The organism is Psychroflexus longus (genome assembly GCF_020164595.1).
In the GTDB taxonomy this organism is placed as follows: domain Bacteria; phylum Bacteroidota; class Bacteroidia; order Flavobacteriales; family Flavobacteriaceae; genus Psychroflexus; species Psychroflexus longus.
The window spans coordinates 39,619-55,398 of the sequence record NZ_JAIQZE010000005.1 but is presented as its reverse complement, the minus strand read 5'-3'; the positions used below and the strand labels follow the sequence as shown (position 1 = coordinate 55,398).

15 protein-coding genes and 1 pseudogene are annotated in these 15,780 nt (G+C 33.3%); 5 read left to right on the top strand and 11 right to left on the bottom strand.

What is annotated here, in order from left to right; translation table 11 throughout:
- Nucleotide 1: 1 nt before the first annotated feature.
- The 4 genes and pseudogenes from LB452_RS06270 to rnr all read right to left on the bottom strand — a co-directional run bounded on the left by LB452_RS06270 (nucleotide 2) and on the right by rnr (nucleotide 4,478).
- On the bottom strand, nucleotides 2-589 hold the full coding sequence (locus tag LB452_RS06270) for an ABC-three component system protein (protein WP_224460878.1): 588 nt from the start codon (nucleotides 587-589) through the stop codon (nucleotides 2-4).
- The gene (locus LB452_RS06265) at nucleotides 589-834 is read right to left on the bottom strand and encodes a hypothetical protein (RefSeq protein WP_224460877.1); all 246 of its coding nucleotides are present in this window, start codon (nucleotides 832-834) and stop codon (nucleotides 589-591) included. The genes LB452_RS06270 and LB452_RS06265 overlap by 1 nt, the downstream gene beginning before the upstream one ends.
- Nucleotides 835-1,229: 395 nt before the next feature.
- Nucleotides 1,230-1,823, bottom strand: a pseudogene (locus LB452_RS06260) (cyclodeaminase/cyclohydrolase family protein).
- Between the two features lie 432 nt (nucleotides 1,824-2,255).
- Nucleotides 2,256-4,478 carry a ribonuclease R gene (rnr, locus tag LB452_RS06255; RefSeq protein ID WP_224460876.1) on the bottom strand — a complete coding sequence of 741 codons (2,223 nt, stop codon included), beginning with the start codon at nucleotides 4,476-4,478 and terminating at the stop codon, nucleotides 2,256-2,258.
- Between the two features lie 410 nt (nucleotides 4,479-4,888).
- On the opposite strand from rnr, the gene LB452_RS06250 reads away from it, so the two are divergent.
- From LB452_RS06250 to LB452_RS06235, 4 genes are all read left to right on the top strand, one after another.
- Complete coding sequence (locus LB452_RS06250) at nucleotides 4,889-5,128, top strand: putative signal transducing protein (protein WP_224460875.1); 240 nt, start codon at nucleotides 4,889-4,891, stop codon at nucleotides 5,126-5,128.
- A gap of 623 nt (nucleotides 5,129-5,751) precedes the next feature.
- Entirely contained in the window at nucleotides 5,752-6,183 is a 432-nt protein-coding gene (gene rpiB / locus LB452_RS06245; RefSeq protein WP_224460874.1) for a ribose 5-phosphate isomerase B, read from the top strand.
- A gap of 6 nt (nucleotides 6,184-6,189) precedes the next feature.
- Nucleotides 6,190-7,092 (top strand): cation diffusion facilitator family transporter, encoded by a 903-nt coding sequence (locus LB452_RS06240; protein WP_224460873.1) that lies wholly within the window; start codon nucleotides 6,190-6,192, stop codon nucleotides 7,090-7,092.
- Nucleotides 7,092-7,538 carry a GNAT family N-acetyltransferase gene (locus LB452_RS06235; RefSeq protein WP_224460872.1) on the top strand — a complete coding sequence of 149 codons (447 nt, stop codon included), beginning with the start codon at nucleotides 7,092-7,094 and terminating at the stop codon, nucleotides 7,536-7,538. The genes LB452_RS06240 and LB452_RS06235 overlap by 1 nt, the downstream gene beginning before the upstream one ends.
- On the opposite strand, the gene LB452_RS06230 is transcribed toward LB452_RS06235, so the two are convergent.
- The 4 genes from LB452_RS06230 to LB452_RS06215 all read right to left on the bottom strand — a co-directional run bounded on the left by LB452_RS06230 (nucleotide 7,535) and on the right by LB452_RS06215 (nucleotide 11,077).
- Nucleotides 7,535-7,858 (bottom strand): TraR/DksA family transcriptional regulator, encoded by a 324-nt coding sequence (locus tag LB452_RS06230; protein WP_224460871.1) that lies wholly within the window; start codon nucleotides 7,856-7,858, stop codon nucleotides 7,535-7,537. The genes LB452_RS06235 and LB452_RS06230 overlap by 4 nt on opposite strands.
- A complete protein-coding gene (locus LB452_RS06225; RefSeq protein ID WP_224460870.1) occupies nucleotides 7,851-9,473 on the bottom strand; it encodes a S41 family peptidase in 1,623 nt (540 codons plus the stop codon). The genes LB452_RS06230 and LB452_RS06225 overlap by 8 nt, the downstream gene beginning before the upstream one ends.
- Nucleotides 9,470-9,826, bottom strand: coding sequence for a ribonuclease P protein component (rnpA, locus tag LB452_RS06220; protein WP_224460869.1), 357 nt, complete (start codon nucleotides 9,824-9,826; stop codon nucleotides 9,470-9,472). The genes LB452_RS06225 and rnpA overlap by 4 nt, the downstream gene beginning before the upstream one ends.
- 69 nt (nucleotides 9,827-9,895) lie before the next feature.
- A complete protein-coding gene (locus LB452_RS06215) occupies nucleotides 9,896-11,077 on the bottom strand; it encodes a phosphoglycerate kinase (RefSeq protein WP_224460868.1) in 1,182 nt (393 codons plus the stop codon).
- An 80-nt stretch (nucleotides 11,078-11,157) separates the two neighbouring features.
- Here LB452_RS06215 and LB452_RS06210 point away from each other — a divergent pair, with 80 nt between their 5' ends.
- A complete protein-coding gene (locus LB452_RS06210; RefSeq protein WP_224460867.1) occupies nucleotides 11,158-12,297 on the top strand; it encodes a DNA polymerase III subunit in 1,140 nt (379 codons plus the stop codon).
- A gap of 49 nt (nucleotides 12,298-12,346) precedes the next feature.
- On the opposite strand, the gene LB452_RS06205 is transcribed toward LB452_RS06210, so the two are convergent.
- From LB452_RS06205 to mnmG, 3 genes are all read right to left on the bottom strand, one after another.
- Complete coding sequence (locus tag LB452_RS06205) at nucleotides 12,347-12,871, bottom strand: OmpH family outer membrane protein (protein ID WP_224460866.1); 525 nt, start codon at nucleotides 12,869-12,871, stop codon at nucleotides 12,347-12,349.
- Nucleotides 12,872-13,059: 188 nt separating this feature from the next.
- Nucleotides 13,060-13,680 carry a class I SAM-dependent methyltransferase gene (locus LB452_RS06200; protein ID WP_224460865.1) on the bottom strand — a complete coding sequence of 207 codons (621 nt, stop codon included), beginning with the start codon at nucleotides 13,678-13,680 and terminating at the stop codon, nucleotides 13,060-13,062.
- Between the two features lie 223 nt (nucleotides 13,681-13,903).
- Complete coding sequence (gene mnmG / locus LB452_RS06195) at nucleotides 13,904-15,775, bottom strand: tRNA uridine-5-carboxymethylaminomethyl(34) synthesis enzyme MnmG (protein WP_224460864.1); 1,872 nt, start codon at nucleotides 15,773-15,775, stop codon at nucleotides 13,904-13,906.
- Nucleotides 15,776-15,780: the final 5 nt, after the last annotated feature.

Sequence of the window (15,780 nt, the reverse complement as noted above, 5' to 3'; positions counted from 1 at the left end):
ATTAATTCCAATTTATATGACAATTTCCTGTAAGAAAGTAAATCATGCACATAATATCTTCTTTATAAATATTTAAAACATTTTTTTGAGATAAAATTGCCTCAATAGGTTCAACAACTTTTATATTAATCAATTCTGAAATATCTACTTTGGAATAATTTTCCTCTATAAATGGATTAATATGTAAGAAGAATCTATAGGAAACCTCTGCAAGAATATAAGCATGAATTTTTTGGGCAGAAATTGATAGTTCATCAACCGAAAAATTCATGGCGTATTTTTCTTTTAGTGCATTTGCTTTTTTGTAATAGGATTCATTATAACCACCTAATTTTAGCTTTTCTTTTAAATCTAATTTATCATCATACGAGCGATTAGTATAGTATAATAATTTATCAATAAAATCTCCAATGTTGGAATCCCCATTTTCAACTTCTTCTTCAAATTCTTCTACCAGTTTTAGATACTGGATATATTTTTCATCCACGGGTTTTTCATAGTGAAAATGAATTCCCTTTTTAATATACATTGTACCTTCTGAAGCGTACTGTTCAGAATTAGGTCCGGCATTCTGTTTAAACTCTGCCATTAATCATTACCAATTTTCATGTCACCTTTAGACATATATTGCTTAGAATTATTGCCAGCTTTTTGTGAGAATTTATCCCTAAGACTTTTTTGCTTATTCTTTTTTGTAAAAAACAGGGTTACAAGAAATGTAGCGGTTGCTGTTAGTAAAGCGAGAATAGACATAATATTTCCATCTGATAACCACCATATAAAAGCTACAACAATTGCAATGAACTGAATAAGTAGGATAATAACTTTTTTCATTTAATAATTTAAAACAAGTTAATGTAAAACCATTCTTATTATAAGACGTTGGTGCTAATTTATTAAAAACTTTTAAGTTAGATCGTAAATTTAGATTTAAAATGCTTCAATTGGTCTTATAGTAATATTTTATGATTAAGCATTATCCTATTTCTGAAGTTTTATTTATTGTTTTTTACTCAAAATCCACATATTTGAAAATTTTTTTACTAACCTAATATGTCTAACTATAATTAAGCAACATAAATAGTCATAAGCTATTTGCATTTTATAATACGCAATTATTCGTCTAAGAATTCTATTGCTTTTTGTCCTTCTGGTAAACCTTCAGTATATAATTCTATCACTCTAGAAAATGCATCTTTTTGTGTTTTCAGGAAATCAGATGTTAATTTTTAAGCTTGAATTCTTTTTTCTTCTGTCCATTTACTTTTTTGTGAAACACGAATATTTAATAAAACAATAAATAATTTTCCAGATATAGCAGAGAGGAAATTACTAATTGCTACACCTGCATCACCCCGAGTTGCTTTATATCCGTTGTCAAAAACAGACAATGCATATTCAATTAGTTTAAAATTTAATTCACAGAGTTCTATTGGAATTTCAGTTGCTATTTTTAATTGTTCAGAAGCTTGTCTTCCGTGTTTCTTTTTTTGTTTCGGATCTTTTTCATTGTCTCATAATATTCTGTATTCTGATGCTTTTGCAAATTCGGTAGAATCATCATAAAATATCTGGACTATCTCAGGTTTATACTTTTCTTCTAATTCCTTTTGAATATATGCCATTTGCGAATGATGTTTCGCATATGTTGATTTTGTTTGAGTTAATTTAGAAACAGTTCTAAGAAGTTCAATTCCAATTAGTGAAGATAAGGCAGCAGCGCTTCCTGAACCGGGAATATGACTCCCTCTTCCGAATTCTTCAAGTAATTTATTTTTAGGTAATTCAAGAAATTCCTCAATTTTCTTTTGTTTTTTAGTCATTTATATTGGCTTAGTCAAATGGTTTACATCTTATTATACCTGCCTAAAAATACATGTTTATTTGAAACAGTTATGGGATAAGTCATTTTTATCTGATGGATTCAGTGGTTACTCACAACATTAAGCCAGCACTTAAGCTTCAGAAGTCATCCTTACTCAGCTAAAGCTTGAGGTTAGTAGTGGACATTAAGCAATGTATCGACAACCTTTTAAATCAACTAAGGCAAATTCAAAATAAAAAGATCCTGTAATAAATTCAGGATGACAAAAGTTTGAACTAATTGATCCTGAAATATCCCGAAGCTTCGGGACAGGATGACAAAACCAGCTTTTATTCTTTACAAATCAGAAAAAAGGCGATTTAATGAAGTTTGACATCCATTAAATCGCCTTTTTGTTATTGTGGATCGGTTAAAATCCTATTTAATTGATTTATTCGCTTTCAATCGCGACTTCTTCTACCGAGCCCAGCAGTTCAAAATCGATGGTACGCTTCACTAAATCGGCTTTTTTCACGCGTACATAAACTTCGTCTCCAAGCTGATACATCTTCTTGGTGCGGCGGCCAATGATGGCGTAGTGCTCTTCGTTGAAGTCGTAGTGATCGTCGGAGATGTCCTTAAGACGGGTCATGCCTTCGCATTTGTTCTCAATGATTTCGATAAATATACCAAAGTCGGTCACTCCAGAAATCACGCCTTTAAATTCGGTTTCTGCTTGGTCTTGAATGTATTTGACCTGCATGTACTTGATGGAATCCCGCTCGGCATTGGTCGCCAGTTTTTCCATCTCGCTGGAATGCTTGCATTTGTCTTCGTATTCGGATTCGCTGGCACTTGGTTCGTTGTCCAGATAGCGTTGCAGCAATCTGTGCGCCATCACATCGGGATAACGACGAATAGGCGAAGTAAAGTGTGAGTAATAATCGAAGGCCAAACCGTAATGGCCAATATTTTGGGTAGAATAATAGGCCTTGCTCATGGTACGAATGGTCAAGGTATCCACCAGATTTTGTTCTTTTTTGCCTTGCACGTCTTCCAAAAGGGAATTTAATGCACTGGCAATATTTTTCTTATTGTGAATGTTGATATTATAGCCAAATTTTGAAATCACCGTATTCAAGGCTTCCAATCTATCGTCTTTCGGCTCGTCATGACAACGGTAGACAAAAGTTTTGGGTGGTTTGCGTTTGCCTATAAATTCGGAAACTTTTCGGTTGGCCAGCAACATAAATTCTTCAATCAATTTGTTGGCATCCTGACTAGTCTTCACATAAACCCCTTGTGGGTTATTGTCTTCATCCAAATGAAATTTAACCTCTACTTTATCAAATGAAATGGCCCCTTCCTGCATACGCTTCTTACGCATGGTTTTGGCAAGGTTATTTAAAGTGGTTAGGGCGTCAACAATTTCCGGATCTACATCGTAGCTAGTTTTGGACAATGAAATGTCCGCCGGTATATTTTTGTCTTCAGAATCTATAATGTATTGCGCTTCTTCGTAAGCAAAACGCGCATCGGAATACGTGACCGTACGTCCAAACCATTCGCTTTTGACTTCTCCTTTTGGAGTGAGTTCAAACAAAGCTGAAAAGGTATATTTTTCTTCATTAGGTCTTAACGAACATGCGCCGTTGGAAAGTACTTCTGGCAACATGGGCACCACACGATCTACCAGATAAATAGAAGTTGCTCTATTGTAGGCTTCGTCATCCAGAATGGTTCCAGGCTGAAGGTAATGCGCTACATCCGCAATATGAATCCCGATTTCAAAATTGCCATTGTCCATTTTTTTGAAGCTCAAGGCATCATCAAAATCTTTAGCATCGGCTGGATCTATCGTAAAGGTCAAGGTATCTCGGAGATCCCGTCGCTTTTTGATTTCTGCGGGATGGATTTTAGTATCGATGCTGTTGGCAAATTCTTCTACTTCCGGAGGAAATTGTTCGGGAAGTCCGTAGCCCGCTAAAATAGCGTGCATTTCGGTATTGTGTTCTCCAGGAACACCCAGAACTTCGGTGATTTCTCCTTTTGGAGAATCATCTTTGTCTTTCCACTGCAAAATGCGGACTTTTACTAAGAGACCATCTTTAGCATCATGCATTTTGTCATTAGGAATAAAGATATCGGTGTACATTTTGGAACTGGCGACCACCACAAAACCAAATTTCTCTTTCTTGTGTAAAACCCCAACAAAATCAGTTTTATTTCTGGTAAGAATGGAAACCACTTCACCTTCAGACTTGGACTTTTCGCGTTTTTTAAAAACGTAAACTTTTACTTCATCGCCATCCAAAGCATGATTCAGGTTTTTATTGGAAATATAGATATCGTTCTCCATATCTTCCACAATAACGTAAGCATCTCCACGAGAGGTCATATCTATGATTCCAGTATGGAAATCTTCTAAACCGTCGAACTGAAACTTCTTGTCTTCGACATGCTTAAGTTGACCTTTAGCAGTCAATTGACCCAAAAGACGAATGACTTTATTTCTTGTTTTGGTATCTTCTATTTTTAGTTTATCTAAAACATAATTGAAATCAAAACTCTTTTCTGATTGCTTTTTAAATATGTCTAGAATTTTTTTGGATAAACCACCATCCGGATTGGCTGGGGCTTGGAAAGGCTTTTTGCCTTTTTTCTTTTTACTCATAAGTATTTTAATAATCTTTGATAAATGTAATATATTATAATTGGAATGCGAAATTGGTAAAGAAAATCTTTGTCAACTCCCTTGTTTCAAGTATTTAACAATTTGATGATGTTAAATTTTCAATTAAATAATTTTAATTTATAATTTATTGTTAATATTATTATAAATTTGTATCAAACTTATTCAAGTGTCTAAAACTGCAAAAGTATATATTGTTTTTATAATTATCTTTCTGGTAGGATTTTGTGCTATATATCTTTATATAAAAACATTCCTTGATCAACAAACCTACGCTATAGATATGGAATTGAAAGAACCTGTGTCATATCTGTCAACTTTGCTTTAATATTCATTAAAACTGATACAAAGGTGTAATAAAGCTGTTTATATTTCTTACTTTTAAAATAAAAATGAACAACTTCATCAAGTTGGCTGTGTTTACTTATCCTCACGAATATACTATTCTTAAACTCTTATTAGAAAAAGAAAACATTAGATTTTTTTTTCAAAATGAAACTGTAATTGGTGTAATACCTTTTTACTCCAATGCTTTGGGAGGAATTTTCTTGAAAGTACATCCCGAAGATCTCGAAGAAGCTAAAGCAATTTTGGAAGATTATAATTTCGAAAATCACTTACACATTGTCTAGATTGTTTTGAATTCAACACGATTTCAATCTTATTCAAATCCTTTACTTTTTGCACTTATCCACACTCTATAATATTATTATTTTTTTTTTATTAAAATTTAAATTAAACATGATGACTATTATTGCTCGTGTATAACTGGATAACTTTTATAAAATTCATTTTGATTTTTAATACTTTTAGTTTATCCACAATTCAAATATCTTTTATTTGAATTTAAAAGTCTGATTTTCATATCAATTTGATTTAGTTATCCACAGTCTTATTTTGAGTTTACACATAAGATCAGGAATAACTTTTTTAGGATTTGGTGTGGATAACTTTTAAAAGTGAAAGCAAAACTTTTTTGAAATTCAATCTCTAAAAATTTTGTTAATCAATCTTTTTATCCACCTCCATTTTTTGTTTGAATTACAAAATAATAGAGCTACTTTTTTTACCTAAGTTATCCACAATTTTTCCAAAACTGAAGTCTATAAAGTCCCTTTCTAAATGAAGTTATCCACAATTGTTTATTATTTTTCAAGTTATTGTAAATCAGTATTTTACTATTAATACTATCCTTGCTATATAAATAATGAATTAAATCTTAACTTTGTTTTTTCAAATTCTTAAACCAAATAAAATGATAATTTCTATTGGAAATGACCACGCCGGAACAGACTATAAATTTGCTATACAAAACTACCTATTATCTCAATCTATAGAGATAATTAATCACGGAACAGATTCAGAAGAAAGTGTAGATTATCCAGATTTTGTGCATCCGGTAGCAAATGATGTGGAAAGTGGTACATCTGATTTAGGAATCATTATATGTGGTAGCGGAAATGGTGCAAATATGACTGCCAATAAACATCAAGGTGTTCGATCTGCACTTTGCTGGAATACTGAATTAGTTGCTCTGGCCAAACAACACAACAATGCCAATGTATTGAGTATCCCCGCAAGATTTGTTTCTGTTCAAGAAGCCCTTGAATTTGTAAAGGTTTTTCTGGAAACTCCTTTTGAAGGTGGTCGTCATGAAAGAAGAGTAGATAAAATTGCCTGTCAATAATTTATTTTGAGTCGTACACATTCACATTCACATTCGCGTTCCCAGAAGAATTTACTTTTTTCTATTGTTCTCAATATTTTTATCACTGTTTCTCAAGTGATTGGAGGATTCTTAAGCGGGAGTCTTGCTTTACTCTCCGATGCACTCCATAATTTTACAGATGTTGTCTCCCTTATTATAAGTTATGTAGCTGCTAAATATTCTAGTAAAAGTGCTACCTCAAATATGACTTTTGGATATAAACGGGCAGAAATTATTGCTGCTTTTATAAATTCTGCAAGTTTAATAATCATAGCTATTATCCTTATAAAGGAATCTGTTATTCATTTCTTTGATCCAAAGGTTATCAATTCCGATTTGGTCATTTGGCTTTCTGCCCTTGCTATTGTCGGGAATGGCATTAGCGTTCTTCTTCTTTTAAAAGACAGAAAAACCAATATGAATTTGTCTTCAGCGTATTATCACTTGTTGACAGATATGCTTGCTTCGGTGGCTGTACTTGGTGGTGGTTTGCTGATGAAGTTTTATGGCATTTATTGGGTAGATAGTGTACTTACTTTTTTAATTGCGGTTTATCTCATCTATGTGGGTTTCAAGCTCTTTAAAAATTCCTTTAGTGTTTTGATGCTTTTTACACCTAGTGATATAGAGATCCAGTCAATCGTTTCTAAAATAAATTCATTACCTCTTATCAAAAACATGCACCATGTTCATATTTGGCAATTGAATGAAGTTGAATTGCATCTTGAAGCAGAAATCGATTTTGAAGAAGATATTTCGTTATCCAAATTTGATGAAATCCTCGAAACTATAGAACATATTCTGATAACTGATTATGGCATTAATCATATTACCATTCAACCTGAATTCAATAAATCTGATAATAAAAACATTATAGTACAAGACTGATGACAAAAAAAATATTACTTTTTTCTGAACTTACTGCTCAACAGATTTATGATATTTTGCAATTAAGATCTGAAGTTTTTGTTGTTGAACAGGATTGTGTCTACCAGGACATCGATGGTCATGACGATAAAGCTTTTCATGTTTTATTTTATGATGGAGAAACCTTAGTAGCTTATTCCAGAATCTTACCGCCAGGCACTTATTTTAAAGAATTAAGCATTGGTAGAGTGATTGTAAAAGAAAAACATAGAAGTCAGAAATTAGGTCATGTGTTGATGAAAACTAGCATAGAATTTTCGTTGAAAACCTATCCAAAATCTATAATCAAAATCTCCGCTCAGCAGTACTTAATTAAGTTTTATGAAAGCCATGGATTTATGATTTCTGGAGAAGGTTACTTAGAAGATGGTATTCCTCATATTGGAATGAAGCTAGACTCTCATTAATTAGCACAGTTGACACAAAGCCCACTTTCTGGTCTTAGCATAACGCGTTGAAGCGGTATTTTTTGATGACATTTTCTACATATGCCGAAGTTTTTATCATCAATTTTATCGGTGATTTCTTTGAGTTTATGGAGACGTTCTTCAGCTTTTCTTAACGCATTCTCGAGGACACTTTTATTGTTGATGGCATCCATCCTAGAAACCCTACCTATGGCATTTTCAGGAGAAATAGGTTTGGTAAGTTCTGTATATTGTGCCACCTGTTTTTCGAGTCTTTGTATTTCTTTAGCAATGTGTTCTTTCAGCTCTATCTTATTCATAACCAAGTATTTTTCTGTAGTTATTCGTACTATTCAACACCGAAATCGCTTCTTTGATGACTTCTCCTTCTTCGGTGTAATAGGTATAGACAGCGTCATCATAACCCAGTTTTCTCAACACATTCTCTGTTATCAATTTCTTTAAAATTTCAGTGTCCTTTTGAAAGGCTTTTTGCTTTTCTTCATCAAGTTGTTTTTGAAGATCTTTTATAGAGTTTTCAATTGAACTAAAATACTCTTCAGAAGTAGCTATTTTCTCTAGTTCATCTATTTTTTTATCAGTATCAGATTCATATTTGAAACCTACTTTTTTAATATAATCTCTGAATTCCTCTACAATTTTACCGTTAGTTTCAAAGTTTTCAATGTTCAATTCTTTGGTTCTATTTATATAATCAATAGAAAAATCAAATATTAAATTTTCTTTTTTTAAGGCTTTTATCAGTTTACTTTCCTTTTCTATGTTTACTTCTATGTCGGGATTTACGCCTCCTCCATCGTATACACTTCGTCCATTTCTTGTTTTGAACTCGGTGTATTCACTTTCATCTTTTCTTATGCTTTCGCCATCGCGATAATCCAATGCTTGTATACATCTGCCACTAGGCGTATAATACCTTGAAATGGTAATTTTTGCCTGGGTACCGTAGTTTAGTTTTTTAGGTCTTTGAACAAGACCTTTTCCATAACTTCTACTTCCAATTATGACGCCTCTGTCCAAATCCTGTATACTTCCAGAGACGATTTCACTGGCTGAAGCAGAATTTTCATTGATTAAAACTGCTACCGGGATTTCTGTATCTATAGCTTTTTTTTGAGTTGTATACGTGGAATTGTATTTTTCTATTGCTGATTTTGTAAATGTGATCAAAGTTCCTTTTTCAATAAAAATATTACTCACATTTACCGCTTCAGAAAGTAAGCCTCCTGGATTATTTCTCAAGTCTAAAATAATCTGTGTTGCCCCTTTTTCTTTCAAATCTTGCAAAGCTTCAATAACTTCTGAAGAAGCCGTTCTTGTAAATTCAGATAACACAATATAACCTGTTTTACCTTCCAAAAGTTCTGAATGTGGAACAGCCTTTTCTTTAATAACTCCTCTTTTTAAAGTTATAGTTTTTAACGTTTCGTTTCTTTTTAATTGAAGAATGACTTCCGAATTTGGCGAACCTTTCAGCAATTCACCGGCATCTTCATTGTAATTTTTAACCTCAATATCTCCAATCTTTATTATTCTATCACCAATTTTCAGCCCAGATTGATCAGCTGGTGAGCCTTTTATCAAGTTCTTGATAACAATAGCTTCTGGAGTTGAGGAAATTTCAGCACCTATACCTGTATAACTTCCAGAGTTTCTAATCCTTGCATTTTGGATTTCTTGTTCATTCCAATAGACGGTATAAGGGTCCAAATCATTAAGCATTGCCTCTATCGCAGTATTCATAAGTTCTGCAGGATTCACTTGATCCACATAATTCATATTGACTTCCTTATACAGGTTTGTAAATATTTCTATCTGTTTAGCTATTTCAAAGAAGTCATTTTTATAGCTAGTGAACCCATAACTTGTGAGTGCAACTACAAACGTTAACAGTAAAAGTTTTAAATTTTTCATTGTAATTCTTTAAAAAGTGATTTTACGGTTTCCTGAATATTTTTAGAAGTCATCTCCTTTTTTCCTATAAATATGATCATCATGGCATACTTTCTATCGATATTCTGTAGTTCTTTCTTATTTAACCTATAAGCTTCCCTCAACTGCCTCTTGATTTTGATTCTGTCTACAGCCTTTTTAAAATTTCGTTTTGAAACGCTGACCCCAACTGAATGAGTATCGGCATCTTTTAAGACAAATTTAATAAGGATAGGATAGGACTTAATAGCCTCCCCTCCTTCAAAAATCCTTTTTATAAGTTTCCTTGATTTCAGTTTTTCCTTTTCAGGATAAGTAAAAGACTTTAATTTCATTTGATTAAACTAAAAAGCAATATCCCTAAAATTAAAGATATTGCTTTTGAAATTGAATATGTTTTGTATTTATTTTAATGCATCGATTCCTGGGAGACTCTTTCCTTCCAGCATCTCCAGCATTGCTCCACCACCTGTTGATACGTAACTTACTTTTGTGTCAAAACCAAACTTTTTTGCTGCAGACACACTATCACCTCCTCCTACGAGGGAAAATGCACCTTTTTCTGTTGCTTCTGCAATGGCTTCTGCGAGTGCAATGGTTCCTTTAGAAAAGGTGTCCATTTCAAATACTCCAAGCGGACCATTCCATAAAATGATTTTGGATTGGTGGATTACTTTGGCAAAATTTTCTCTGGATTGTGGGCCTGCATCCAATCCCATCCATCCTTCAGAGATGTTCTTAATATCTTCTATTTTAGTTTCAGAATCATTGTCAAATTCTTGAGTTACAATGCTATCTACTGGTAAATGGATTTGAACGTTTTGTTCTTCTGCTTTCTTTAAAATATTAAGAGCCATATCCTGTAAATCTTCCTCTACTAGAGATTCCCCTATTTTACCACCTCGAGCTTTTATAAAAGTAAATGCCATGCCACCACCAATAATCAAATGATCTACTTTAGGTAAAATGTTTTCAATTACTGTTATTTTTGATGATACTTTAGCTCCGCCAAGTATTGCTGTGACAGGCTTTTCAGTCGAATTCAGTACCTTGTCCAGGCTTTCTATTTCCTTCTGAAGCAAAAGCCCCATGGCCTTATTTTCAAAATATCTTGCAACAATTGTAGTGGAAGCATGAGCTCTGTGAGCAGTTCCAAATGCATCGTTCACATATATATCCCCTAGTTTTGAAAGTTTTTCTGCAAACTCTTCATCACCTTTCTTTTCTTCTGAGTAAAATCTTAAGTTTTCCAATAATAGAATTTCACCTGGTTTCAAAGTAGATGCAGCTTCTTCAGCTTTTTTACCTATGCAATCTTCAACAAATTTTACTTTTACGCCTATAACATCCGAGACTGCTGAAACGATATGTTTCAGAGAGTATCTTTCCTCCTTTCCTTCAGGTCTTCCTAAGTGTGACATCAATATGGCACTTCCGCCATCTTCAAGGATTTTTATGATTGTAGGTTTAGCACCTTCAATCCTACTTCTATCAGCTACTTCAAACTCCTTATTTATTGGGACATTAAAGTCTACCCGTATTAGAGCTTTTTTATCTTTGAAGTTGAAATCATTAATAGTTTTCATGTTGAATTATTTTAATTTACAATTTTCAAATTTACTTAATTAATTTTCCAAAACCCTATAAGCTTTGTTATTTTAGCCTTATGACATTCGATAGTATTTTAGGCTTAAGCCATCTCAAAAATCACTTAAGGAGCACTATAAGCAATAACAGAGTTCCTCATGCCCAACTTTTTGTTGGTTCAACAGGATCTGGTCCTCTACCAATGGCTATTGCTTATGCAAGAGAATTATTGCTTCATTATTCACCTCAAGCAAGATCAGTTTCTATTAATAATCTTATGGATCAACTTACCCATCCTGATCTTCACTTTGTTTATCCAATAAATAAAACACCCAATTCCCCAAAAAAACCAGTCTCCAAAGACTTTATTGGAGACTGGCGAGATTTCATTATTAAAAATTCTTACCAGACACTTTATGATTGGTATTTAACTATAGGAATAGAAAAAAAACAAGGTTCTATTAATGTAGACGAAGCTACCGACGTCGTAACATCTTTGTCATTAAAATCTTACGAGGGTGGTCCTAAAATTATGATTGTTTGGTGTGCAGACAAAATGAATACTGCAACTTCCAATAAATTACTAAAGTTAATTGAGGAACCCCCAGAAAACACTTTTTTTATCTTAGTCACCGATTCACCAGGGGACATTCTTCAGACCATAAAATCAAGATGCCAGAGACTCGACTTTCCTCCATTAGGAGAAGCCAACTTGGTTGAAGGTTTATTGTCAACATTTGATATTTCAGAAAAAGATGCTAAAAAGATATCTCAACAAGCTGATGGAAGTTTTTCTAAAGCGATGCACCTCGCAGAAGATAATTCTGACGATGAAAAGTTTGAAAAGTGGTTTATTACATGGGTAAGAAGTGCCTTCCGAGCCAAAGGAAATAAGCATGTGGTTACAGATCTTTTGGATTGGTCAGATAACTTGGCTAAGGAAACTAGAGAAACTCAAAAGCGTTTTTTAGACTATTGCATTCAGTTTTTTCGTCAGGCGCTTCTTAATAATTACAAAGCTAAATCTTTAGTCTTTTTATCTCCGTATGATAGCAAATTCAAGTTTGATAAGTTTTCAGAATTTATCTCTGGTTCAAACATTACCGAAATTTTTCAGGTCTTGGAAGAAGCTATATTTCATATAGAAAGAAATGGGAACGCAAAAATGATCTTTTCTGATTTATCTTTCCAATTGACTCGATATTTACACAAAAAATAAAGCCAACTTTCAAGTTGGCTTTATTTCATATTTATATAATTTATTGAGATTATTTTTCAGTCTCTTTATTCTCCTCACTAGAATTTATTTCCTTCAAAACCTCTTCAGTAATATCCAAACCTTCTTTCGCATACATAATATTAGCAGATTCATTTGATCCAAAAATGTAGGCATAACCTCTTTTTTCTCCATATTCAGCTACCAAATCTTTTACCTCAGTAATCAACGAATCAATTGCTTGATCACTTTCTTGTCTTAGCATTTGGCTTTTTTGTTGTTGACGCTGTTGAAGTCTCTGTTGCTTTTGCATCAATTCATTTTGTCTTCGCTCTCTATCTTTTGTAGACATCCTGTTCATTCCTTCCTGAAATTCTTGAACCTCTTTTTGAAATTCATCCGCAACAGATTCCAATTCTTCCGAAAGTTTTTGGCTTTTTTTCTCAAACCTAGCTTCGGTGCTTTTCATTTTATAATAGTCCTGAATCAAAACTGTGTTATCTACATAAGCAGTTTTATCCTGACCACAAGATATTAGTAATAGAACTACGGCTAAGCTTAAAATTGATTTTTTCATGATATTTTAAATTTTGGCAAATGTAAAAAAAGATGCTTCAGTACAATAAATTTATTTTGATTATAAAAGCTTATTAAAATATTTAAATTTATAATGAACCCTTATAGCATAAACCTTATTTTTATTTGATTTAAAAGCTTTTATTTTTGCGATTGATGTACTTGTCTACATTTCAGTTTTTACGACGCCTACGCCCTCTTTTGAAGCAAAAACAAGTTAGACGAGTACTCTTTAGACTTTAAAGCTGAAACATTTGAAATCAAACCTCTCCAAATTCCTTTTGCTTTGGAATTTCCATTATATGCTTCAGATATCATTGAAATATAAAAAGCATCAAATGGCATTGGTTTTATTTTGATTAATTCTAAATTATGTTTTTCGGCTAATACTTTTATGTTTTTTCTATTGAAGTGCCAAAGGTGTCTAGGAACATCCCAGCCAGCCCATTTTTCTTTATAATAATTCGCATCGTAAGATTTATAATTTGGAACAGCTATTAATAAGAGTCCATTTGAATTTAATTTTGAAATTAAATCCTCTAGTGTTTTATTGTAATCATCCACATGCTCTAACACATGAAATAAAGTAATAGCATCAAACTTACTTTCGATTTCTTTTAAATTTTTATGAACCCTTACCTTATTTATTTCAGCTTTTTTAAAAGCAATCGGATTTGGCTCAATTCCTTCGGCCTTTATGTTTTTTGACTCAACGTATTTTACAAAGTCCCCCGTACCACATCCAAAATCTAAAACTTTTTCGATCTCATTTTCATACTCTTTAATCAGATCTAACTTTATTTTGAACATTCTTAGTTTGACTAAATTATAGACGCTGTGAAGCAATGTTTTTTTATCAGACTGATGAGAAATGTAATCACCAAAATTATAATAGTCTGCTAAATTGTTTGGCCTAGGATCAGTTTTCAAAACTCCACTATCATCAACAATTAAATTGAATTTATCTTTGGTAAAGGCCTCGTCTTTTATAGTCAATTTTGAATAATCCATAAGCATTGTTCCACGTGGAACATTATCTTCCCATGTGAACTAAAAGAACTGAAACATCACTCGGATTTACTCCACTTACTCTAGAAGCTTGTGATACTGTTCGCGGTTTGATCTTCGTTAGTTTCTCTCTTGCTTCAAATGACATTGATTTTAATAATGAATAGTCAAAGTGCTCTGGGATCCTTACATTCTCAAGACGATTTAGTTTATCTGCATTCAATTTCTCCTTTTCAATATATCCAGCATATTTTACTTGTACTTCAACTTGTTCTAAAACTTCATTATTTACATTATGTTCATTAATAAAATTTTCTACACTCTCTAATTTTCTCATGTCTTGCATGGTGATATTAGGTCGAGCAAATATTTTAAAAAGTTTTCCTTGTTGATCTACTTTGGCCGAATTTTTTTCTTCCAAAATTGGATTTATTTCATCAGTCGTTACACTTTGGTTCTTGAAGAAGTCTACAAATGCATCTGATTTTCTTTGCTTCTCTTTCATTAACTTCATACGTTCTTTACATGCCAATCCTATTTCAAAACCTTTAGCCGTTAATCTGAAATCAGCATTATCTTGTCTTAATAAAGTTCTATACTCCGCTCTCGAGGTAAACATTCTGTATGGCTCTTCAGTCCCTTTGGTGATCAGGTCATCAATTAATACTCCTATATAAGCTTCGCTTCTTGATAATGTGAACTCATCTTTTTCTTGAACTTTCAACGCCGCATTGATTCCTGCAATCAAACCTTGAGATGCTGCTTCTTCATATCCCGTAGTTCCATTGATTTGACCAGCAAAGTATAGACCGTCCACTAGTTTAGTTTCTAATGTATGTCTTAATTGTGTTGGTGGAAAATAGTCATATTCAATAGCATATCCTGGTCTGAAAAATTTTACATTTTCAAACCCAGCACATTGTTTTAAAGCTTTAAATTGAATATCTTCCGGAAGTGAAGTAGAAAATCCATTGACGTAGTACTCAACAGTATTCCACCCTTCAGGTTCAACAAACATCTGATGTCTGTCTTTATCTGCAAATCTGTGAATTTTGTCTTCTATGCTTGGACAATATCTTGGTCCAGTACTTTTTATGGATCCATTAAACATTGGAGACCTATCAAAACCTTCTTTCAAAATATTATGTACTTCTGGCGAAGTATAAGACATCCAGCAACTTCTTTGTTTCTCCAACGGTTTGGTTTCATTAGAATATGAAAATTTCCAGGGTTCTTCATCACCCGGCTGTTCTATCATTTTAGAAAAGTCAAGCGATCTTCCATCCACTCTCGGTGGAGTTCCTGTTTTCATTCGTCCAGCTTCGAAACCGATATCTTCAAGTTCTTTTGTGATTCCAAAGGAAGCTTTTTCTCCTGCCCTACCGCCTCCAAAGTTTTTATCACCAATATGAATTAATCCATTTAAAAAAGTTCCATTGGTAAGAATGATGGTTTTAGCTTTAATTTCCAAACCCAAAGAGGTCTTGACACCTTTGACTTTGTTTTTTTCTATAATAAGACCAGAAACCATTTCTTGATAAAAATCAAGATTTTCTGTTTGTTCTAAGCGCTCTCTCCAATGTTGTGAAAACAGCATTCTGTCGCTTTGAACTCTAGGACTCCACATAGCAGGCCCCTTGGATTTGTTGAGCATCTTGAACTGAATAGCACTTGTATCTGACACCAGACCGCTATAACCGCCTAGTGCATCTATCTCTCTTAATATTTGTCCTTTTGCAATTCCTCCCATGGCAGGATTACACGACATTTGCGCGATGTTTTGCAAATTCATAGTCACCAGCAATGTGCTGCTTCCCATATTTGCCGCCGCTGCCGCTGCCTCACTTCCTGCGTGGCCAGCTCCTACTACAATAACATCATACGTATCTTTAAACATAACTT